Here is a 20227-nt window from a genome sequence, read left to right on the forward strand (position 1 = left end):
GGTTGATAGATCCGTGAATCAGTAGCGCGGGCGGCGAGGGCCGTCGTGGCGGGGGCGGCGGGCACCATCGGGCCGGGGCCGGCCGGGACCACGACGACCGCGGTTCGGGCGCGGGGCGATGATCGACTGCCATACCTCCTCCGGCACGGGACCGCGGGTGGGCTCGACACCCTCGGCGGCCGCCGAGCGGGCGTCCAGCTTTTCGGGGCTGATCGAGAGGGCGACCTCGTCGATGATCTTCTCCATCGCCCGCCGCTGGTGCGGGAGCGCGAGGGTGACGACCGAGCCCGCCGAGCCGGCGCGGGCGGTGCGGCCAGCGCGGTGCACATAGGTCTTGTGGTCGGCCGGCGGGTCGACCTGCACCACGAGCGAGACATCGTCGACGTGGATGCCGCGGGCCGCGACATCGGTCGCGACGAGCACCTCCAGACGACCGTCCTTGAAGGCTTCAAGCACCTTGTTGCGCACCGACTGGTTCAGGCCACCGTGGATTGGGCCGGCCAGAATCCCGCTCTCTCGCAACTGACTTGCCACTCGGTCGGCCCCGAGCTGGGTGCGCACGAAGATCAGCGTCTTGCCAGGCTTGCCACTGATCTGAGCCGTCAACGTCTTCTTCATATTCGGCTCGATCAGCAGCACCCGGTGCTCCATTGTGCTCACCGCGGCGGTCGGATCGTCCGTGGAGTGGGTGACCGGGTCGACGAGATATTTGGCCGCGAGGTCGTCGATGCCCTTATCGAGCGTCGCCGAGAAGAGCAGCCGCTGGCCGCCCTCGGGGACCAGATCCATGATCTCGGTGACTTCCGGCAGGAAGCCGAGGTCGGCCATGTGGTCGGCCTCGTCGAGGACGACGATCTCGACATTGTCCAGGATCGCGGCGCCGCGTTCGATGAGGTCCTGCAACCGGCCGGGCGTGGCGACGACGAGGTCGACCCCGCGATCGAGCGCGGTCAATTGCGGTGGATACGGCATACCGCCGGCCACGACCTTCTGGCTGACTCCGACCGCGCGGGAGATCGGCTCGAGCGCATCGGACACTTGCAGCGCCAACTCGCGCGTCGGCACCAGAACGATCGCGCGCGGCCGGTTCGGCGTGGTCTGGCCCTGGCTCAGCCGGGCCAGCGTCGGCAGCCCGAAGGCCATCGTCTTGCCGGACCCGGTCTGGCCGCGGCCGAGCAGATCCTTGGCCGCGAGGGCGTCGGGGATCGTCGCCGCCTGGATCGGGAAGGCCGTGCGGATGCCCCGGGCGGCGAGCGCGTTGACGATCGCGTCCGGCAGACCGAGCTCGCTGAAACTGGGCCCGTCGTGCTCCGCGGCAGCCGGGGCCGGCGCGGGGGCGGCGATCGTCTCGGGCGTCCACTGCCCACGCGTGCGGTCCTCGCGGACCGGTCGCGGCTCGTGGTGCGGCCCGTCGGAATAGCGGCCGATCGGCCGGCGCGGGGGCCGCGCGTCATACCCACCTCGCTCGTCGCGGTCGCGGTATGCGGGCCGGTCGTCGCGCGACCCGCCATCGCGGTCGCGATAGCTCGGGCGACGCTCGTCGCGGTCCCGGTATGCCGGCCGGTCGTCGCGCGACCCGCCATCGCGGTCGCGATAGCTCGGGCGACGCTCGTCGCGGTCCCGGTATGCCGGCCGATCATCCCGGCTGCCCCTGTCCCGGTTGCCGCCGTCGCGTTCGCGATAGCGCGGGCGGTCGTCCCGATCTCGATAGCTCGGGCGCCGGTCGTCGCGGCGCTGGTATGCCGCGCGGTCGCCTGTTCCGCGGTCGTCGCGATAGCTGGGCCGTTCGTCCCGGTCGCGATAGCTCGGCCGGCGATCATCGCGGTCTCGAGCAGGCGCTCGATCGTCCCGGTCCCGGTAGGCCGGGCGCCGGTCGTCACGGTAGGCGGGACGGTCACCACTACCGCGGTTGTCCCGGCTGCCATAGCTCGGGCGGTCTTGCCGATCGCGGTAGGCGGGTCGCTCGTCGCGGTCACGGTATGCGGGCCGCTCACCCCGGCCTCGGTCCTCACGATCCCGATAGCTCGGCCGGTCGTCGCGGTCCCGGTAGGCCGGACGCCGATCATCCCGGCCGCCATATGACGGGCGATCGCCGCGGGGCCGATCGTCACGATCCCGATAGCTCGGGCGCTCGTCGCGATCCCGGTAGGCCGGACGCCGATCATCCCGGCCCCCATATGACGGGCGATCGCCGCGGGACCGATCGTCGCGGCTGCGGGCGGGCCGGTCGTCATACCGGCTGCTGCGGGTCGGCGCGGACTCCTCGCGAGTGAAGCGCGAAGGGCGACCCTTGTCCGCCGAGGTGGGGCGGGCGGGCGAGCCGTCCACCCAGCGTGGTTTCTTCAGCCTCGGTGCCTCGACCCCGCTGCGGCGGGCCTTCGCGGAATCGGTGCTCGTTTTCTTCGCCTGGGCCTTTTTGGCCGTGCTCCAGCGAGGCTTCTTGTCCCCGCTCACAGGAGCACCGTGGCGAAGGTGCCGATTTGCTGCATACCGATCCGTTCGTAGGTGGCTCGCGCCGCCAAGTTGTAGTGATTGACATAGAGCGTCGCCATTGGGGCCACGTCGTGTAGAACATTCTCGACTACTCCGGCCATTGCGGCGGTCCCCAGCCCCTCGCCCCGGCGCTCGGGGTGCACCCACACGCCCTGAATCTGGGCGCAACCGAGCGCGACGGACCCCAAATCTGCCTTGAAGATCACCTGGCCCCGTTCGACGATCACATAGGTATGTCGGCGATCGATGAGCTTCTCCAACAAGGTGCGGTAGCTGCGCGGGTTGCCGCGATAGGGCGGGTAGCCGATCTCTTGGGTGAACATGTGCTCAGCGGCGGGCAGCACCAAATCGGCCTCATCGAGCCGCGCGAGGCGCACCCGCGGATCGGCGGTGACCCCGACCTGCGATGGCGGCCGGGTCGTCGCGAGATGCGGCTGCGGCGAGCGCACGTCCCGCACGGCCCCCCAGCCGACCTCGCACAATTCCCACAGGGGCAGCACCTGCTCGGCCGGGCCGAGGAAGGAGGCCGCTCGCCGGTGCCATTTGCGCACGCGGTCGGCGATCGCGCTGCGCGTGCGCGGGGTGGTCTCGACGGGCACGACATTGGCGCCGGCGAAGCACATGGAGACCAGTTCCGCCCCGTCATACACCCCCACCACATGCGATCCGGGACCGGTCAGCCCGCCCTCGATCAGCCGGGCGGCGACGAAGCAGTTGTCGGCCGGATTGCGCGCGCACAGGTCCATGGCCGCCCCCATATCGGAGGCGCCCAGAACCCGAATGGGCGTCCGAGTGCGCAGCACGGACCCTAGCCTGCCGTGTCCGGGCGCCCCCGTCACGGATTGGGGTGCCCAAATCGCCTGCGGCGCCGGGAGTATGCCGTTCCCTCCCCAGCGATCCCTCGCGCGGCTCAGCCCACCGAGACCGTCGGCGCGCCCGCCTCGCTGTCGTCTAGCGGCTCGCCCATCTCCTCGGCCAGGCGCATGGCCTCTTCGATGAGCGTCTCGACGATCTGGGATTCGGGGACGGTCTTGATGACCTCGCCCTTGACGAAGATCTGGCCCTTGCCATTGCCGGACGCGACACCGAGATCGGCCTCGCGGGCCTCGCCGGGGCCGTTGACGACGCAGCCCATGACGGCGACGCGCAGCGGGACAGTCATGCCCTCGAGTCCCGCGGTGACCTCTTCGGCCAGTTTGTAGACATCGACCTGGGCCCGGCCGCAGCTGGGGCAAGAGACGATTTCGAGCTTGCGGGGGCGCAGGTTGAGCGACTGCAGGATCTGGATGCCGACCTTGACCTCCTCGACCGGAGGAGCGCTGAGCGAGACGCGGATGGTGTCGCCGATGCCTTGGGACAGCAGGGCGCCGAAGGCCGTCGCGGATTTGATCGTGCCCTGGAAGGCCGGGCCGGCCTCGGTGACGCCAAGGTGCAACGGCCAATCACCGCGTTCGGAGAGCATTTGGTAGGCGCGGACCATGACGACCGGGTCGTTGTGCTTGACCGAAATCTTGAAGTCGTGGAAGTCGTGCTCCTCAAAGAGGCTGGCTTCCCAGACGGCCGACTCGACGAGCGCTTCCGGAGTCGCCTTGCCGTACTTCTCCAGCAAGCGCTTGTCGAGAGACCCGGCGTTGACGCCGATCCGGATGCTGGTTCCGGCGGCCTTGGCTCGCTTGGCGATCTCGGCGACCTGGTCGTCGAACTGGCGGATATTGCCGGGGTTGACGCGCACCGCGGCGCAGCCGGCGTCGATCGCGGCATAGACATACTTCGGCTGGAAGTGGATGTCGGCGATGACCGGGATCTGGCTCTTGCGGGCGATGGCCGGCAGCGCGTCGGCGTCATCCTGGCTCGGGCAGGCGACGCGCACGATGTCGCAGCCGGCGGCCGTCAACTCGGCGATCTGCTGCAGGGTGGCGTTGACATCCGAGGTCAGCGTCGTCGTCATCGACTGCACGCTGATCGGCGCATCACCCCCGACTTCGACCTTCCCGACCCGGATCTTGCGCGTCTTCTTCCGGGGCGACAGCACGGGCGGGGGCAAGGCGGGCAGACCGAGGGAAACACTCACAAGAAGCGATTATCCCCCACCATCGCCCGGGGACCGGGTCGGCGGCGAGGGGTACGACGGGGTGCCACGGCGGGGTGCGGATCAGCGGGCCGTCCTGGCAACCACCCAGGCACTTTCGGCGTCGGAGGGGTATGACGTTCGCCGACCAGCCTGCCACCATGCCCACCCAGCTCGCCGACGGCGCCCCGCTGGCCAGCCGAGCCGCTCTGGAAGCGGCCATGCAGGGCAAGCACGAAGCCTTCCGCCTCGATGGTCTCGTCGCGACCCTGGGCGCCGAGGTCGCCAGGGCGGGTGCGGCGGTCGAGGCGAGGGCCCGGCAGCTTGCCAGTGAGAGCGCGGATGTCGAGCGCCTCGAAGGCGTCAGCCTCTCGCGCCTCTTCGGCTCCATCCGCGGCTCGCGCCTCGGCGATCTGGAGCGCGAGCGCGCCGAGCGCGACGCCGCATCCATCGCGTATGACGCCGCCGTGCGCGATCGCGATCGCCTCACCGAGCAACTCAGCGACGTCCGGCGCCGCCGGATCGCCCTCGGGGACGTGAGCCAGACGTATGACGCGGCGGTCGCGGCATACAGCATGGAGGCCAGCGAACTGGGCCGCGATGGCGGCCGGGACCTCTTCGCGATCACCCAGCGGCTCGCCGCGGCGCGGTCGCGGCTGCGTGAACTCGACGAGGCGCTGGCGGCCGGCGATGGCGCGGCCCGCGATCTCGACGCCGCGCTGAAGGTTCTCGGCTCGGCCGACGGGTGGAGCACCTATGACACTTTCCTCGGCGGCGGGATGCTGTCCAGCGCCATCAAGCGCGACAAGATCGACGACGCCTCCGCGCTGCTCTCGCGCGCCGCCGCATCGATTGAGCGCTTCCGCCGCGAGAGTGCCGATGTCGGGGATGTGCCGGTGCCCGATCTGTCGCTATCCAATGGCCTGCGAACGCTCGATGTGTGGTTCGACAACATTTTCACCGACCTGTCAGTGCGCGGAAAGATCAAGGAAGCGCTCGACGGTGCGCGCCGATCCGCTGCGCTGGTGTCGCGCTCGATGTCGCTGCTGTCCGACACTCGCGGCCAGAGCCTGGTCGAGATCGAGCGGCTGGTGGAAGCTCGCGACCGGCTGCTGCAGCAGGTATGACGCCCGGCCGGCTCGGTCCGCGAGGTCGCGCACTTTTGGATTCTGGTACTCAGGCCTCGGCGCGACAGGGCTCGTTAGAGTCCCGGGCATGAGCAACGAGGGGATGGGAATCGCCGCGCGCGGCCGCAGCCTGGCGGCAACCGCATGGCACTCACAGGGGGCGGGCGTCATACGCCGTGGGGTGCTGCGAGGCAGTTCGCGGGCGCTGACGGAGGTATACGGCCTCTACAAAGTGCACCCGGCCGTCTGGCGCTGGACCGCGCGGAACTACCACCCGGCGATGGAGAGCTTCGCGCGGCTGCACGCGTGGATGACCTGCCAGTTCGCCTACCTGGACGTCCCGGCATACAAAGAACACTTGCAGCACAACGACTTTCAGTTCCGCTGGTTCGACCTGACGAGCTATCCGCCGACCGACAAGGACGGCTATGTCAAGAAGTTCTCGGAGGAGGCGCGCTGCTGGGACGGTCACCTGGACCGGGTGGGCACGGTCGTGGACGAGTCCTCGGGATCCTCCGGCACGCCCTTCAACTGGGTGCGCGGCAAGCGCGAGCTCGACACGATTCATCGCAATGTCGCCGGCTTCACGACGCAGGTCTATCCGCGGCGCCGGCTGTTCGTCATCAATGCCTATTCGATGGGCGCCTGGGCGACGGGGACCAATACCGGCATCGCGATGGCCAAGATTGCGATGGTCAAGAACACCGGGCCCGATCTGGAGAAGATCGTCGACACCATCACGCACTTCGGGCCGCACTACAACTACCTCGTCACGGCCTATCCGCCCTTCTTGAAAGACCTGCGCGACCGCCTCGACTCGATCGGATTCGATTGGGGCAGCTACAAGCTCTACGGCATGGTCGGCGGCGAAGGCATGACCGAGGCGCTGCGGGACTATTGCGAGGAGCGCTTCGAGCGGGTGCTGTCCGGATATGGCGCCTCCGACCTGACGATCGGTATCGGCGGCGAGTCGCGGGTGACCGTGTGGTTGCGGGACCAGATCGTCAAGGACGAAGCCTTCAAGGAGGCGATCCTGGGACCTGCGGAGTCGCGGATCCCGATGATCTTCCAGTACAACCCACTGGAGACCTACCTCGAAGTCAACGACAACGACGAGCTGTTGTGCACCCTCAACTCGACGACCGTGCTGTCCCCGAAATTGCGCTACAACATCGGCGACGAAGCCAAGCTGCTGCCCTTTCCCGACTTGGAACGGCTGATCGCGGCGCGCCCCGATCTGCGCGCCGACTTCGACGCCGCGCAAGCCATCGACCGGATGCGACTGCCCTTGCTGCTGCTCTATGGCCGTGCCGACTCCACCGTGTCGTTCATGGGTGCGAACATCTATCCGCAGGACGTGGAATACGGCTTGTACGAAGGCAATTCGCGTGCCTCCGAGATCGAGGCTTTCATGCTGACGCTTGAGGAAACGGCCGATCTCGATGCCCGGCCGGTGGTCAATATCGCGACGCGCGAGGGCGTTCATCTCGACGAAGCGGCCCGGACGGAATTGGCCGCCGCCTGCGAGAAGGGCATCGTCGAGCACCTGATGAAGGTCTCGCGCGACTTCCGGCAATCGGTCGAGGAAGACCCGAGCTCCACCCAGATCAGCGTCCGGGTCCACGACTTCGAGACCGGGCCTTTCGAGGGCGGCCAGAGCAAGATCAAGAAGGTCTATTTCCGCAAGGACGCCGGATGAGAACCCGCGACTTCTCGGCAGCGCCGCGCCTCGCGCAATCGGGGGCGATGTTCACCGGGGCGACTCGATACAACGGTCTGGGCGCGTGGATCACGCTGTCCTGGACCTGGCGCAAGCTCGTGAAGCGTATGAAGGGTATGCCCGGCTACTGCTGGCACACCGTCTATTGGGAGCGGCCGTTCACGCTCGGCACCATCGCCTATTTCGAGACCCGCGAGGACCTGCTGACGATCGCGCGCAGCCCCGAGCATCGGAAGTTGATGCAGTGGATCACCGAGGGCACCAAGAATGCCACCGGTGGCTATATCCGCCTGTTCACGGCCGAGCCCGATGGCTATACCAATGGCATTTGGCGGGCCGAGGCGAATGTCATGCAACACATCGAGAACTACACCCCGTTGCCCGACGACACCGGCCCGAAGCCGGTGACCGACGCGGCGAGCGAGATCGTGTGAGTGGATCCGTATGTCGCGCATCGAGATTCGCCGCGTCCTGACCGAGGAGCAGTTCGACGCCTTCGTTGAGGTTCCGCTTCGATTGCACGGCTCGCAGCACTATGTCCCGATCCTGAAGCCCCAACTGCGAGCGTGGTGGACCGGGCGGCACCCCCAGGCCCGCTTCGGGCCAGTGGCCTACTACCTCGCGCTGCGCGACGGCATACCCGTGGGACGCACGTGTGTGCACCACAATCCCGCGATGGACGACCGCCTCGAGGCGGACACGCAACTGTTCGGGCTGACCGAGTTCGCCGATGCCGAGGTGTTGGGGGCGCTGCTGGGTCAAGCGGAACGCGACGGCCGCGCGGCGGCCCGTACGAGCCTGCTCGGGCCGGTTGCCTTGCTGCCGAATCAAACCGGGGGCGTGATCACCTCCGGGTTTGATGAGCGGGGCTTCATGGACTCGCCGTGGAATCCTCCGAACTATCCGCAGGCCTATGAATCCCTCGGCTACACAAGGTGTTTCGAGGGTGCGACGTGGATCTGCGAGGGCTATGACGGTCTGGATCCCGGGGATGTCTTCCGGTTCGACGATGCGCGATTGGCGGCGGAGGGCTTGCGGGTGGAGCCGGCGAATCGCTGGCGGCTGGGGCGTGACCTGGAGGCCATGCGGACCGTTCTCAATGGCGCATTCGCTGCCCTGCCGTACTACACGCAGATTTCCGCTGATGATCTGGCGGCTCAGACCGATGGGCTGGCGTTCCTCCTCGACGAATCGCTTTTCCTGCGCCTGACCCAACACGGCCGGACGGTCGCCTTCGTGCTCTGCGTGCCGGATGTGTCCCGCTTCATGATGGCTCGGGGCGGGCGGCTCGGGCCGCGGGATCAGGTGGCACTGCTCGCGACAAAGCGCCGATACCGCGAGGACGCGATCCTCATCATCAAGGGCACCGATCCGAGCGCGCAGGGCCGCGGCTATCTCACGCTGCTCTCACAGGAGTTGCTCCGCAACCTGCAGGCTGGTGGCTACCAGCGCTTGCGCAGCACCTTCGTCGAGGATGCGAATGCCGCTTCGGCGGCGCAGTATGAACGGATGGGCGGGCGCCCTCTTCATCGAACGACCTTCTACCGCAAGGACATCCGATGAGCTGGGTCAACGACGTACTGGCCGCGCGCGAGGTCTGGGAGCGCGCGCCGAGCGCCCACAACACGCAACCGGCTCGGCTGACCGCGGAGGGTGACCGGTTGATCCTCGGGTGGGACCCCGAGTGCGAGCTGACGGTCGCCGATCCGAGCCGCCGCGATCTGTGGCTGTCGCTGGGAGCCTTCGCGGAGTCGGTGTTCATCGCCGCCTCGGAGACGAGGCACGCGCTAGAGATGTCGTGGTCGATCGATGCCCGCCGGCATGTCGCGGGCGTCCTGACCCGAGTCGGGACCTCGGGCGGCGACGGGGAATTCGGGGCTGCGGACCTGCTGGCCCGGCGCACGGCGCGGGGTCCGTATGCCGCCCCGCCGCCCAACGCCAATGAGCTTGCCGCCCTGCTGGATTCGCCTCTGAGCGAGGACGTCCACCTATCGCTCCTGCCTCCCGCGCTGCTCGAGGTCCTCTTGCCCGAGGCCGACCGGTGGAGTTTCTCGACGCCGGCGCAGGTCGAGGAGTTGCGGCGCTGGCTGCGCCTGGACCGGAAGCATCCGGCATACACCGAGGACGGGTTGACCTTCGAGGCCCTCGCCATGAGCGACATCCAGGCGCGGGCGCTGCGGATTGCCTTGTCCCCCAACGGATGGCGAGCGTTGTCCCGTCTAGGCGGCCCATCGCTGCTCGCGGCGGCGGGCCGACTGGATGGGATCGGGAGCGTCGTGGCACTGCATACCTCCGCAGCGGCAGCGACCGAACCGGCAGCGGTCGCCGAGGCGGGGCGCGCGGTGTTGCGCACCTGGCTCGCGGCCGGTCGCGTGGGCCTGTCGGTGCACCCGCTCAGCCAACTCATCGACTGCCCGACGACCGCCGAGAAGGTGTATGCCGCCCTCCCCGGATCGGACCGGCGAGCCCTCTCGGTCTTCCGGATCGGTCGGCCGATCCACCCGCCGGTGCGCTCCGCCAGGAGGGCAGCGCGTGAGCGCTGATCTCGCGGACCAGGACAGCGGCGACGCGTGGACCCAGGTTGTGATCGCCGCACATCGCCGACAGCGAGTGCAGGAGTTGCGCATCGCGTGGGCGCACGCTGAGGTTGCCGTGAACACGGCTCATGAGAATGCGCTTGCGGCCCGCGATGAGGTTGTGACCTTCGCCGGTAGGTGGCGGCCTGCGGCAGCCGATTCCTGGCGGGCTCACTCGACCCCGATGACGAGGGTGCTCGCGGCGGCTTCGACGACGTCGTTGGTGATGGTCTGCAGCTCGTTGATTCTCAGTACGCGTTCGATCTGGGGGAAGAGTCGTTCCAGGAGGCGGAAGTTGCCGCGGGTGATGCGGCTGATCGCGGCGATGGCCTGGGCGTCGGTGAAGTCGTCGGGGTTGAGAGTCTTGCTGAGGGTGCGCCAGTGGCGTTGCAGGACGAAGAGGAGCTCGTCGTTGCTCAGGGGGCGGTACTGGTGGGCGAACCCGACGCGGCTGTAGAACTGGGGGTAGTGGCTGAACTGCTTCTCCAGGCCCGGCATGCCGATGAGGATCAGGGCGATCTGGTCGCGGTCGTAGCGGTCCCGTAGGAGCTCGAGCGCGGTGGGGCTGAGACGTTCGGACTCGTCGACGATGACGAGCTGGACGTAGTTGGTGGTGCGCCGGGCGCCGCCCCGGTCCACAGGGGCGCGGCCCGGGGCTTCAAGGTGCTGCTGGATGCAGATGCTGGTGCGCGTGATGATCCGGTCCAGGTCCTCGCGTAGCAGCCGCGGGGTGGTCAGGACCCCGGGGGTGTAGAGGGCGGTGCGGTTCTTGGCCAGGGCGGCGTAGACCTTGGCGTCGTCGTCGCTGCGTGGGCCCCAGGCGGTGACCAACTCGTGGGCTTGGTCCCAGTGGGCGTAGCGGCGGGCGGAGACCGTCTTGCCGACCCCGGCCGGTCCGAAGCACAGCCCGATGGTGCGCCCTCGCCGGACGGAGTCGGCGAACTCGGTGAAGCGGCGGTGCTCCTTGGTCACGATGAAGCGTTCGCTCACCGTAGGTCCTCCTTGTAGACCTTGAGCTTCACCGGGCCCGAGGCTGGGGTCCGTGGCGGCAGTGGCCTGGCACGGGGGTCGGTTGTGTGGGCGCCGACCATGGCGATCCGCTCGTTGATGCCTCGGCGCAGCGCGCGGCGGCGGGCGTTGCGGGCGGCCTGGACTTCCTTGAGGCTGATCTGGCGCCCGTGGTGGTCCTGGTCGACGGCGGCGCACAGGAACTGGTCGTGGTCGAAGACGCGGATCTCGGTGATGTCTCTGGGGTCGTAGCGGATGACCACGGGGCGCCCGACGAAGCCGGCGAGGGTCGGGGAGACGTAGCGCAGGCCCTGGAAGTGGACGCCGTCGCGGCGCACCGTTCTGGATCGGGCCACGCTGAGCAGCAGCCCGTCCAGAGCCTGGAGGCTGTCGGGGGTGCGTGGCAGCCACCCGTCGGCGATCCACGCCGCCCGCGGCGAGATGCCGAGCTCGCTGTGGGTGCGGTCGTTGTAGTCCAGGACGAACGCCCCGACCACGCCGTCCAGGTCGGCCAAGGACAGGGCCGGCGCCGGCCAGCGCCCGGCACCGTGGTGGAGGTGTCCGGGCAGGGTGGTGAGCAACTCGGTGTTGACGGTTCCAAAGAACCGCTCGACCTTGCCCCGCCCCTGTGGTCGGGCGACGGCGGAGTGGATTAGGCGGATGTGCAGGTCGACGGTGGTGCGGGCCAGGTGGTCGCTGGTGAAGTCCGACCCATGGTCGACGTAGAGCACCTCGGGGATCCCGCACATCGGCCACCGTGGGTCGCTCTTGTGCCAGATCGCCTGCCGTAACGCCAAGGCGGTGTTCATCGTGGCCGGCGCGCCGAAGAAGACCATGTACCCGCAGATCGCGCGCGAGCAGTCGTCCATGACGACTTTCAGCCACGGCCGGGCCGGCTTGCCATCCGTGCCGACGAGCACGATGTCCAGCAGGGTGTGGTCGGCCTGCCACATCGCGTTGGGCCGGTCCGCCGCCCGGCGCACCGCGAGCTCGTACTTGTCCCGGTAGGAGCCTGGTCCCTCAAGGGCGAGGGTGACCATGCCGGGGTCCAGGGCGGTGATGATCGAGCGGACGACGCCGTAGGACGGGACCGGCCAGTCGGCGCCGGCGCAGACCTTCACCACCGTCCGGTGGATCGCGGCGATTGGTGGGCGGGGCCGGGTCAGGCCCAGCCCTTCGATCAGCGTGACGAGTTCCGCCGGCAGACGGTGCCCGCCGACGTCCGCCCGCGGTGTCCGGTCCAGGGCGGCCAGGCCGCCTGCGCGGTAGCGGGCGTGCCAGCGTTCCAGCGTGCGCACACCCAGGCCGTGATGCCGGGCCAGCGCGGCGAGCGGGACCTGGTCCTCGACATGCAGCCGCAGGATCTGCCACCGCCCGCCCGCATCCACGTTGCTACACGGCGCTCGTGGCTCGTCGCGGCGAGGCCGGCGCAGCGGGTGGGCGGTTCAGGGCCCGGTAGATCGTGGTGCGGGAAACCCCGAGCACCTCACCGATCTGGGCGACCGTCATGTCCTTCTGCTCATACATCCGCCGGGCCGCCCGGACCTGGTCGCCGGACAGCGCCGAGGGGCGCCCACCGGTGCGGCCCCGTGCGCGGGCGGCCTCCAGGCCGGCGTTGGTCCGCTCCCGGATCAGGTCGCGCTCGAACTCGGCCAGGGCGGCGAAGACGTGGAAGACCAACCGTCCTCCTGGGGAGGTCGTGTCGATCGTCTCCTGCAGGGACCGGAACCCCACGCCGCGGTCGGATAGGACCTGCAGCTGGTCGATCAGGTGCCGGATCGACCGGCCCAGCCGATCCAGGCGCCACACCACCAGGGTGTCCCCTGGACGCAGCTGGTCGAGCAGCTTGTCCAGCTCGGGGCGCTGCTGCAGCGATCCGGAGATCGTGTCGACGAACACCCGGTAGCACCCCGCCCGATTCAGGGCGTCGATCTGCAACGCCGCGTCCTGATCAGCGGTGGACACGCGCGCGTACCCCAGCAGATGCCCCACCGGTCGAGCGTAGCGAAACTCATCCCCACCGGGAAGTTCCGAACCGTAGATTTCGGCACTGAGTTCCGCTACACGATCCGGGTCGATGTCAGACCTCACCGGAATCTCGACTCCGGTGTAGCGGAAACGTTCGTTTCCGGCGATGGCGTGAGACGGTCGGCGGCAGCGCCTGGTTCGGCTCAGCGCGGAACGGCGGGCGGCCCAGAGCGCCCAGCCGCCGCCAGGTGTAGAACCGGGCGTGTGGCTGAGCTCGGCGGCATGGGGCCGAAGCTGGCCACAGCATCCGGGTCGCGAGCGACAGTGCCGGGTTTGGTGCGGTCAGCACATAGCGCGGCCGGAATGATAGCGGGGGCGTCGAGGGCGCTGGACCGGTCAGGCGCAGCAGGACGTCGGCAAATGGTTGCGGAACAGCCCTGCGGCGATCCGCAGGCTCTCGGCCATGGTCAGGTAGGGCGCCCAGGTGTCTGCGAGGTCGTCGACCGTCATGCCGGTTCTGATGGCGTAGGTCGCGGCGAGCATGATCTCGCCGGCACCGTCGGCGAGGGCGTGCACCCCCAGGACCTTGCCTGTTGTGGCGTCGGCGACGATCTTCACGGCCCCTCGGGTGTCGCGGTTGACCAGGGCGCGCGGGACCTCTGAGAGGTTCAGTACTCGGGACCTGCAGTCGTGGCCGCGCTCGAGGGTCTCCTTCTCGCTCAGCCCGGCCGAGGCGAGCTGGGGGTTGGTGAAGACCACGGTGGGCAGGCCGGTGTAGTCGACCCGCGCCCCAGGACCGTCCGGGCCGGTCAGTGCGTTGGTGGCGGCGGCGCGGCCTGCGGCGGCGGCGACGTAGACGTACTGCGGGGCACCGGACACGTCGCCTGCGGCGTAGACGCGCGGGTTGGTCGTGCGCTGGAACTCATCCGTGACGACGAAACCCCGCTCGTCGACGTCGACGCCGGCTGCGGCGAGCCCCAGCCCGTCGGTGCGGGCCGTGCGACCGGTGGCGATCAGCAGCCGTTCTGCGCGGACGGCAGCACCCGAGGCGGCCCGTACGACGACCTCGCCTCCGTCGACCGAGACGGCGACGGCGTGCTCCTCGAGGACACCGATGCCGTCCTCGGCAAAGACCGCACGCAGGCGTTCGGCCAGCTCCGGCTCGGCCCGGGGGGCCACGCGCCCGACCAGGGACACCCTCGCACCGAGACGGGCCAAGAGCTGCGCCTGCTCGAGCCCGACGTAGCCGCCACCGATCACCACCAGGGACCTCGGCACCTGCTCGAGTTCCATGGCCGTCGTCGACGTCAACCAGTCCACGCTGTCCAGACCCGCCAGCTCGGGCACCGCCGGCGCGGCCCCGGTGGCCACCACGTACGCCTGGGCGCGCAGCGGCTCGCCGTCGACCGCGAGCGTGTCGCGATCGAGGAACCTGGCGTGCCCAGGCACGACCTCGAACGCATAGGCGGCGGCGACGTGGGCGTACTTCGTACTGCGCATGCGCTCGACGAGCTCGTCCTTCTGGTGAACCAGCGCTCGTAGGTCTACGCCACCTGCGGACGTGGGAGCGCCGTCGAAGGGATTGGTCAGGGCGGAGTGTCGGGCGCCGGCGGCCGCCAGGAGCGTCTTGGACGGCACGCAGCCGATGTTCACGCAGGTCCCACCGAGAACGCCGCGCTCGATCAGGACCACGGTGTGCCCAGTCTGCCGAGCGGTGATCGCAGCCGCCATCGCCGCACCACCGGAGCCGACCACCGCCAGGTCCACGTCATAGCCCGCGCTCATGCCAGATCCCTTCGTCGTCGGTCCTGCTCCAGGCGCCAGCCTGGACCTTCTAGCGCACTGGAAGGTCAAGGCCGGTAGGCTCGGCAGCTGGAGGCGATGTGCGTATCGGAGAGCTGGCCCAGGCGAGCGGCACCACGACCAAGACGCTGCGCTACTACGAACAGGCAGGGCTCCTCCCGGCGCCCGAGCGCACCACCACCGGCTACCGCGACTACGAGCCCGCGACCCTCCAGCGACTGAACTTCATCCGCCGTGGTCAGGCCGCCGGCCTGACCCTGGCGCAGATCCGAGAGGTGCTGCACGTACGAGACGCCGGTGCGGCGCCCTGCCACCACGTCCGCCAGCTGCTCGACAGCCGCGTCCACCAGCTCGACCGCCAGATCGCGGACCTTCAGGCGCTGCGCGAGAACGTCACCGAGCTGCGAGACGCCGCCGCCGCACCTGACCCCGGGGCCTGCGACCCGACCGACGTCTGTCGGTACCTCTGAGCCGCGACCGCCGTCCGCGCATCGGCAGCAGGCCAGGGGGCGGCCGAGAACCGTGACCGGCAATCGCCCGCCGACGATGACCTTCTCCGCCGCCACCGGGAACGGCCAACGGCTCTACAGCCCGAAGGCGCCGCCCTCGAGGAGGATGACGATGCCCAGTCCGATCAGGACGAGGGGGAACAGGACGTGTTCCCAGCGTTCGAGGACTTCGGCGATGGGTCGTCGGGTGGCGACGTACCTGGCGGCCAGGACGAGCACGGCGACCAGGGCGAGGAACACGACGGCGTTCGCGGCGGTCGCGGCGGGGCCGACGGTGAGGAAGACCGGGACGTAGACGCCGATGTTGTCGCCGCCGTTGGCGAAGGTGACCGCTGCGACGGTCCAGACGGCGACGGCCTTGCCCGGGTCGTCACCGTCGTCGTCGCGGCCACGCCAGGCCCGCCAGGCGGCGTAGAGGCCAGGAGCAGGGGTATGAGTCCGAAGTAGGCGATGGCGTCTTCAGGCAGGAAGGCGTTGGCGCCGAGTGCGACCAGGACGGAGGCGATGAGGATGGCGCCGAAGCCGAGGTACTGCCCGGCGATGATCTCGGCGGTGGTGCCTGGGGCGCCGGTGCCGCGGGCGAATAACAGTGAGAGCACGATGATGTCGTCGATGTTGGTCACGAGGAACAGACCGACGGCCTGCAGGACGGCTACGGCCAAGTCCATCGAGGGGCCTTTCGGTTGGTTGCGGTGCGAGGCCCGCGCGCTACTCGCGGCTGTGGCCGGGGCGGCCGATAGATCGGACACAGCAGCCTCCAGAGCCCGACCGGGTCGAACCCACACCCGATAGGCGCTAGCATCGACCCATGCCGATGATCACCGCAAGTCCTGATGTAAGTGGCCGGGCCGAGCTCGCGCCCGCAGGGGCGTTGCTCCGAGGCCTGGGCGACCCGACGCGCCTGGCGCTGGTGCGCCGCCTGGCGAGGGGCGAGGCGCGGGTCGTGGACCTGTGCACCGAGCTGGGCCTGAGCCAGTCCACCGTGTCCTCACACCTGGCCTGCCTGCGGGACTGCGGGTTGGTCGACTACCGCGCGCAGGGACGCGCGTCGGTCTCCCACCTGACCCGCCCGGAGCTGATGGACCTTCTCGCTGTGGCCGAGGGCCTGCTGGCCGCGACCGGCAACGCTGTGGCCTTGTGCCCCACCTACGCAAGTCCCACCACCTCTGACCCGATCGCCAAGGAGAGTGCACGATGAGCGACGCCTGCGGCTGCAGCGACGACGAGACCACCCCCGGCGGCGAGGAAGCCGAGGAGCACGAGGCCGAGCGGCTGCGGTCGGTGTGGTCGCCTGGCGGACCGGCGCCGCTCTTTCGCGCGGGCGGTTGCCTGCCCTCGCCCTGGTCCTGGGTGGGGCGATCGCGAACGTCGTGGACCGGGCTGGGGACGGGGTGGTCACCGACTACCTGCACAGCGGGTGGTTCCCGACCTTCAACATCGCCGACACCGCGATCGTCACCGGCGTCGCTTTGCTGGTGCTGGTCACCCTGCGCCACCCGACACCCGCAACACCGAGCGGGGACGGCACGAGCGGGATCGGGTGAGTGGCACTCGCGCGGGCCTCGCGTCGGTAGTGGCCACCAGCACGATCGGCGGCCGGTGCTCACATCAACGCTCGCTACCATGACCGCATGACGGCCGAGGCGTGCGACCTGCTGTGCCTGGACGTGGCGCGCGCCGAGTCGGTCCGCGCAGCCCTGCCGAAGGCGCACCGCTCCCAGGCGATGGCGGTTACTGCCAAGGCACTGGCGGACCCGGTGCGCCTTCGCACGGCAACGGCCCTGGCCCTCGGGGCCGAGCTGTGCGTCTGCGATCTGGCGTGGGTCGTCGGCGCCGCGCCGAATCTGGTTTCGCACCACCTGCGCGTTCTGCGCCGCGCCGGCCTGGTGACCTCCCGCCGGCACGGCAAGCTGGTCATGTGCCGGCTGACCTCCCAGGGCGCGGCGCTACTGGACGCCCTGGGCGTCGCCGCATCGGGTGAGAGTCTGTGGGCGGAGCCGTCCGAGCTGATCACCGCTCGTGGATGAGCCGACCGCGGCCGGCGGACCTCCGGTCCAGGGATCGCCCGCACGGGCACGGCCGCGCCGGCCACTGACCGGCCCGCGGGTGATCCTCCTGGTCCTGGTCCTGGTCCTCGTCACTGGAGGCGTGGTGGCGGTCCAGCTCACCGGCTTCCTGTCGGCGGGCCAAGGCGCGGCGCTCGGGGGGTCCTCAGTGACTGCGGGCAGCAGGACGGTGACGGAGTACGCACCTGAGGACCGGGCTGGACCGGTGGCACTGTCGGGAACCGGGCTGACTGGTGAGGCGATCGACATCGCCGCATGGCGCGGCGACGTCGTGGTGATCAACGTGTGGGGTTCGTGGTGTGCGCCGTGCCGGGAGGAGGCGCCGATCCTTGCCGCCACTTCGGCTGCGTACGCGGACCAGGGGGTGCGGTTCGTCGGGGTCAACGTGCGCGACAATCCGGCCGCGGCGATCGCGTTCGAGGAGAGCTACGGGATCATCTACCCGAGCATCGACGACAGGAATGGCAAGGCCCTGCTGAGCCTGGCCGATCACCTCCCCGGAGCCGGGGTCCCGGTGACCCTGCTCCTGGACCGGGACGGGAGGCCGGCGGCGCGCGTCCTCGGCGCGGTGCAGGAGTCGACCCTGACCGCGCTGCTGGACACGGTCCTGGCCGAGCCCGCCACGTCGTCGTGAGCGTGCTCCAAGACCTGGTCGCGACCGGCCCGATGCTGGCGGCCATGGCCGTCGCGGCCCTGGCGGGGCTGGTCTCCTTCGTGTCCCCGTGCGTGCTGCCCGTGGTGCCCGGGTACGTGTCCTACGTCGCTGGCGGCCCCTTGCTCGATGAGGGCGTCGCGACGCGGCGACGTCCGGTGGTGAAGGGTACTGCCTTGTTCATCCTGGGGTTCGCCTCGGTCTTCGTCGCCTACGGCGCCCTCTTCGGCGGTCTTGGTGCGACGCTGCAGTCCTCGCAAGCGGTGCTCACCCGTGTCCTGGGCGTCGTGGTCGTGGTGATGGGTCTGGTCTTCGCCGGCTGGCTGCCCCGGTCCCAGCGCCAGATGCTGCCGCGGCTGCGTCCTAAGTCGGGCCTGGTCGGCGCCCCGCTGATGGGGGTCACCTTCGGGCTGGGTTGGACACCGTGTCTGGGTCCGACTCTCGCCACGGTGCAGACCTTGGCGTTCACCGAGGCCAGCGCCGGGCGCGGGGCGACGCTGGCCGCGGTCTACGCCGCCGGGCTCGGTCTTCCGTTCATCGCGGTCGGTCTGGGCATGCGGCGGGCACTGACGGCGACCCAGTGGGCACGTGGGCACACCGTGGGGATCAAACGCGCTGGTGCGGTCATGCTCATCACCACCGGTCTGCTGCTGGCCACCGGGGTGTGGGACCACCTGATGCGGGGCCTGCAGTCCACGATCTCGGGCTACACCACCGTCCTGTGAACGACGTCGACGAGCGAAAGGCCTCCACTGATGGCAACCCGTAAGCACGAAGCGGCCGAGCGCGCTGCCCGGCTGGCCGAGATCCGCGAGCAGCAGCGGCGCGCCGAGCGCCGCCGCACGGCGGTCATCACCGGCACGAGCGTGCTCGTGGCCGGGGTCCTCATCGGAGCGACGGCCGTCGTGCTCGTCGGCGGGCAGCAGCGCGCCGCCGAAGTCACTGAGGCAGCGTCGGGGGACATCGAAGGCGTTGCGACCTTCAGCGACCTGTCGGCCAGCCATGTCCAGGAGCCGGTGCGGTACGACCAGACGCCGCCCGTCGGTGGCGACCAAGCGGGTGTGTGGGCCAACTGCGGGACGTACACCGAGCCGATCGCCAACGAGCTCGGGGTCCACTCCCTGGAGCACGGTGCCGTGTGGATCACCTACAGCTCGGACCTGCCGGCCGAGCAGGTGCAGCGGCTCGCCGAGCTGGCCGACGGCAACGCGTACGTGCTGCTCAGCCCCTTCGATGGCCTGCCCGAGCAGCCGGTGGTGGCCAGCGCCTGGGGGACCCAGCTGGCGCTGGGAACGGCGGATGACCCGCGCCTGGAGCAGTTCCTGGTCAAGTACCAGCAGGGTGAGCAGACACCGGAGCCGGGTGCGCCGTGCACGGGTGGGGTGGACGCGTGATGAGCGAGAGCGCTGGCGCGCCGCGCAGGGTCCCGACCGTTGCGGTGGTGATCTTGGTGGCCGCCGTTGTGGGGGTCGCCGGCCTGGTCGCCGGTTCGGCCCTCACCAGCGGAGGCGACCGGGTCTCGCGGCCGGCCGAGGGGTCAGCCGAGGCTGGGTTCGCCCGCGACATGCAGGCGCACCACGCCCAGGCGGTGGAGATGTCCACGACGGTGCGTGACGCCACGGAGGATCCCGAGGTCCGGTCGCTGGCGCTGGACATCATGCTGACCCAGCAGCAGCAGGCTGGGCAGATGTATGGCTGGCTGGAGCAGTGGGACCTTCCGCAGGCCAGCCTGGCCGCTCCGATGCAGTGGATGAGCGAGACCGGCTCCGGCATGGGGTCCATGGACAACCGTGCTGACGCGACCGCGGCGCCGGGACCCGACGCGGTGATGCCCGGGATGGCGAGCGATGAGGACCTGGGCAGGCTCGCCCAGGCAGGAGGGCTCGACGCTGAGGTTCTGTACCTGCGGCTCATGGTGGCGCACCATGAAGGCGGCGTGGCCATGGCTCAGGAGGCCCTCGACCTGGTCCAGTACCAGGACGTGCGTCGTCTGGCCCAGGCGATCGTTGGCTCCCAGACCGCCGAGCTCGCGGTACTCAACGACATGCTCGACGCGCGGGAAGCCGGGTCTGCGGGCCGGTGACCGAACCAATCGGCGCCTTGCCCGGTAACGCCGTCGCCGGGGCAGCGGCATCCCGGCCAGCCGGGGACACGCTCGAGGACACTGCGCTCAGCCACCGTCTCGAGGAGGCGGCTCGCCCTGGGGTGATGGCGGTGCCACCGCGCCCGACGGAGCA

At 69.7% G+C, this 20227-nt stretch carries 20 protein-coding genes and 1 pseudogene; 13 read left to right on the top strand and 8 right to left on the bottom strand.

All coding sequences use genetic code 11. From position 1 onward, the window contains the following. Positions 1-18: 18 nt before the first annotated feature. From ABD225_RS13075 to ispG, 3 genes are all read right to left on the bottom strand, one after another. Positions 19-2454 carry a DEAD/DEAH box helicase gene (locus tag ABD225_RS13075; protein ID WP_344086101.1) on the bottom strand — a complete coding sequence of 812 codons (2436 nt, stop codon included), beginning with the start codon at positions 2452-2454 and terminating at the stop codon, positions 19-21. Further along, positions 2451-3296 (bottom strand): GNAT family N-acetyltransferase, encoded by an 846-nt coding sequence (locus ABD225_RS13080; protein ID WP_344086104.1) that lies wholly within the window; start codon positions 3294-3296, stop codon positions 2451-2453. The genes ABD225_RS13075 and ABD225_RS13080 overlap by 4 nt, the downstream gene beginning before the upstream one ends. Before the next feature lie 107 nt (positions 3297-3403). Then, the gene (gene ispG / locus ABD225_RS13085; RefSeq protein ID WP_344086107.1) at positions 3404-4564 is read right to left on the bottom strand and encodes a flavodoxin-dependent (E)-4-hydroxy-3-methylbut-2-enyl-diphosphate synthase; all 1161 of its coding nucleotides are present in this window, start codon (positions 4562-4564) and stop codon (positions 3404-3406) included. Positions 4565-4722: 158 nt separating this feature from the next. Between ispG and ABD225_RS13090 the strand changes: the two genes are divergently transcribed. The 5 genes from ABD225_RS13090 to ABD225_RS13110 all read left to right on the top strand — a co-directional run bounded on the left by ABD225_RS13090 (position 4723) and on the right by ABD225_RS13110 (position 9951). Continuing rightward, positions 4723-5688, top strand: coding sequence for a hypothetical protein (locus ABD225_RS13090; protein ID WP_344086110.1), 966 nt, complete (start codon positions 4723-4725; stop codon positions 5686-5688). A gap of 88 nt (positions 5689-5776) precedes the next feature. Beyond that, a complete protein-coding gene (locus tag ABD225_RS13095) occupies positions 5777-7387 on the top strand; it encodes a phenylacetate--CoA ligase family protein (protein ID WP_344086113.1) in 1611 nt (536 codons plus the stop codon). Continuing rightward, positions 7384-7842 (top strand): DUF4188 domain-containing protein, encoded by a 459-nt coding sequence (locus ABD225_RS13100; RefSeq protein WP_344086116.1) that lies wholly within the window; start codon positions 7384-7386, stop codon positions 7840-7842. The genes ABD225_RS13095 and ABD225_RS13100 overlap by 4 nt, the downstream gene beginning before the upstream one ends. Positions 7843-7852: 10 nt before the next feature. Further along, the gene (locus ABD225_RS13105) at positions 7853-8971 is read left to right on the top strand and encodes a GNAT family N-acetyltransferase (RefSeq protein WP_344086118.1); all 1119 of its coding nucleotides are present in this window, start codon (positions 7853-7855) and stop codon (positions 8969-8971) included. Continuing rightward, positions 8968-9951, top strand: coding sequence for a nitroreductase family protein (locus ABD225_RS13110; RefSeq protein ID WP_344086121.1), 984 nt, complete (start codon positions 8968-8970; stop codon positions 9949-9951). The genes ABD225_RS13105 and ABD225_RS13110 overlap by 4 nt, the downstream gene beginning before the upstream one ends. 204 nt (positions 9952-10155) lie before the next feature. On the opposite strand, the gene ABD225_RS13115 is transcribed toward ABD225_RS13110, so the two are convergent. The 4 genes from ABD225_RS13115 to merA form a co-directional block, all read right to left on the bottom strand. Further along, positions 10156-10974, bottom strand: coding sequence for an AAA family ATPase (locus ABD225_RS13115; RefSeq protein ID WP_013882285.1), 819 nt, complete (start codon positions 10972-10974; stop codon positions 10156-10158). Then, positions 10971-12380, bottom strand: coding sequence for a Mu transposase C-terminal domain-containing protein (locus ABD225_RS13120; RefSeq protein ID WP_344086129.1), 1410 nt, complete (start codon positions 12378-12380; stop codon positions 10971-10973). The genes ABD225_RS13115 and ABD225_RS13120 overlap by 4 nt, the downstream gene beginning before the upstream one ends. A 4-nt stretch (positions 12381-12384) precedes the next feature. After that, the gene (locus ABD225_RS13125) at positions 12385-12984 is read right to left on the bottom strand and encodes a recombinase family protein (RefSeq protein WP_048699889.1); all 600 of its coding nucleotides are present in this window, start codon (positions 12982-12984) and stop codon (positions 12385-12387) included. 372 nt (positions 12985-13356) lie between these two features. Next, the gene (gene merA, locus ABD225_RS13130) at positions 13357-14745 is read right to left on the bottom strand and encodes a mercury(II) reductase (protein WP_048700091.1); all 1389 of its coding nucleotides are present in this window, start codon (positions 14743-14745) and stop codon (positions 13357-13359) included. A 98-nt stretch (positions 14746-14843) separates the two neighbouring features. Between merA and ABD225_RS13135 the strand changes: the two genes are divergently transcribed. After that, entirely contained in the window at positions 14844-15233 is a 390-nt protein-coding gene (locus ABD225_RS13135; protein ID WP_019285885.1) for a heavy metal-responsive transcriptional regulator, read from the top strand. A gap of 114 nt (positions 15234-15347) precedes the next feature. Here the strand turns inward: ABD225_RS13135 and ABD225_RS13140 are convergent. Beyond that, a pseudogene (locus ABD225_RS13140) lies at positions 15348-15940 on the bottom strand (cadmium resistance transporter). 140 nt (positions 15941-16080) lie between these two features. Between ABD225_RS13140 and ABD225_RS13145 the strand changes: the two are divergent. The 7 genes from ABD225_RS13145 to ABD225_RS13175 all read left to right on the top strand — a co-directional run bounded on the left by ABD225_RS13145 (position 16081) and on the right by ABD225_RS13175 (position 20073). Continuing rightward, a complete protein-coding gene (locus ABD225_RS13145; protein ID WP_344086141.1) occupies positions 16081-16470 on the top strand; it encodes an ArsR/SmtB family transcription factor in 390 nt (129 codons plus the stop codon). 85 nt (positions 16471-16555) lie between these two features. After that, a complete protein-coding gene (locus ABD225_RS13150) occupies positions 16556-16816 on the top strand; it encodes a signal peptidase II (protein WP_425564423.1) in 261 nt (86 codons plus the stop codon). A gap of 87 nt (positions 16817-16903) precedes the next feature. Beyond that, entirely contained in the window at positions 16904-17299 is a 396-nt protein-coding gene (locus ABD225_RS13155; RefSeq protein ID WP_344086144.1) for an ArsR/SmtB family transcription factor, read from the top strand. A gap of 124 nt (positions 17300-17423) precedes the next feature. After that, a complete protein-coding gene (locus ABD225_RS13160; RefSeq protein WP_344086147.1) occupies positions 17424-17972 on the top strand; it encodes a TlpA family protein disulfide reductase in 549 nt (182 codons plus the stop codon). Continuing rightward, positions 17969-18715 carry a cytochrome c biogenesis protein CcdA gene (locus ABD225_RS13165; protein WP_149203536.1) on the top strand — a complete coding sequence of 249 codons (747 nt, stop codon included), beginning with the start codon at positions 17969-17971 and terminating at the stop codon, positions 18713-18715. The genes ABD225_RS13160 and ABD225_RS13165 overlap by 4 nt, the downstream gene beginning before the upstream one ends. Positions 18716-18745: 30 nt before the next feature. Then, a complete protein-coding gene (locus tag ABD225_RS13170) occupies positions 18746-19384 on the top strand; it encodes a thioredoxin-like domain-containing protein (RefSeq protein WP_344086153.1) in 639 nt (212 codons plus the stop codon). Continuing rightward, positions 19384-20073, top strand: a complete 690-nt coding sequence (locus ABD225_RS13175; protein WP_344086157.1) for a DUF305 domain-containing protein — start codon at positions 19384-19386, stop codon at positions 20071-20073. The genes ABD225_RS13170 and ABD225_RS13175 overlap by 1 nt, the downstream gene beginning before the upstream one ends. The last annotated feature ends 154 nt before the right edge of the window (positions 20074-20227 follow it).

The sequence above is a fragment of the Nostocoides veronense genome (genome assembly GCF_039531185.1).
GTDB lineage: Bacteria > Actinomycetota > Actinomycetes > Actinomycetales > Dermatophilaceae > Nostocoides_A > Nostocoides_A veronense.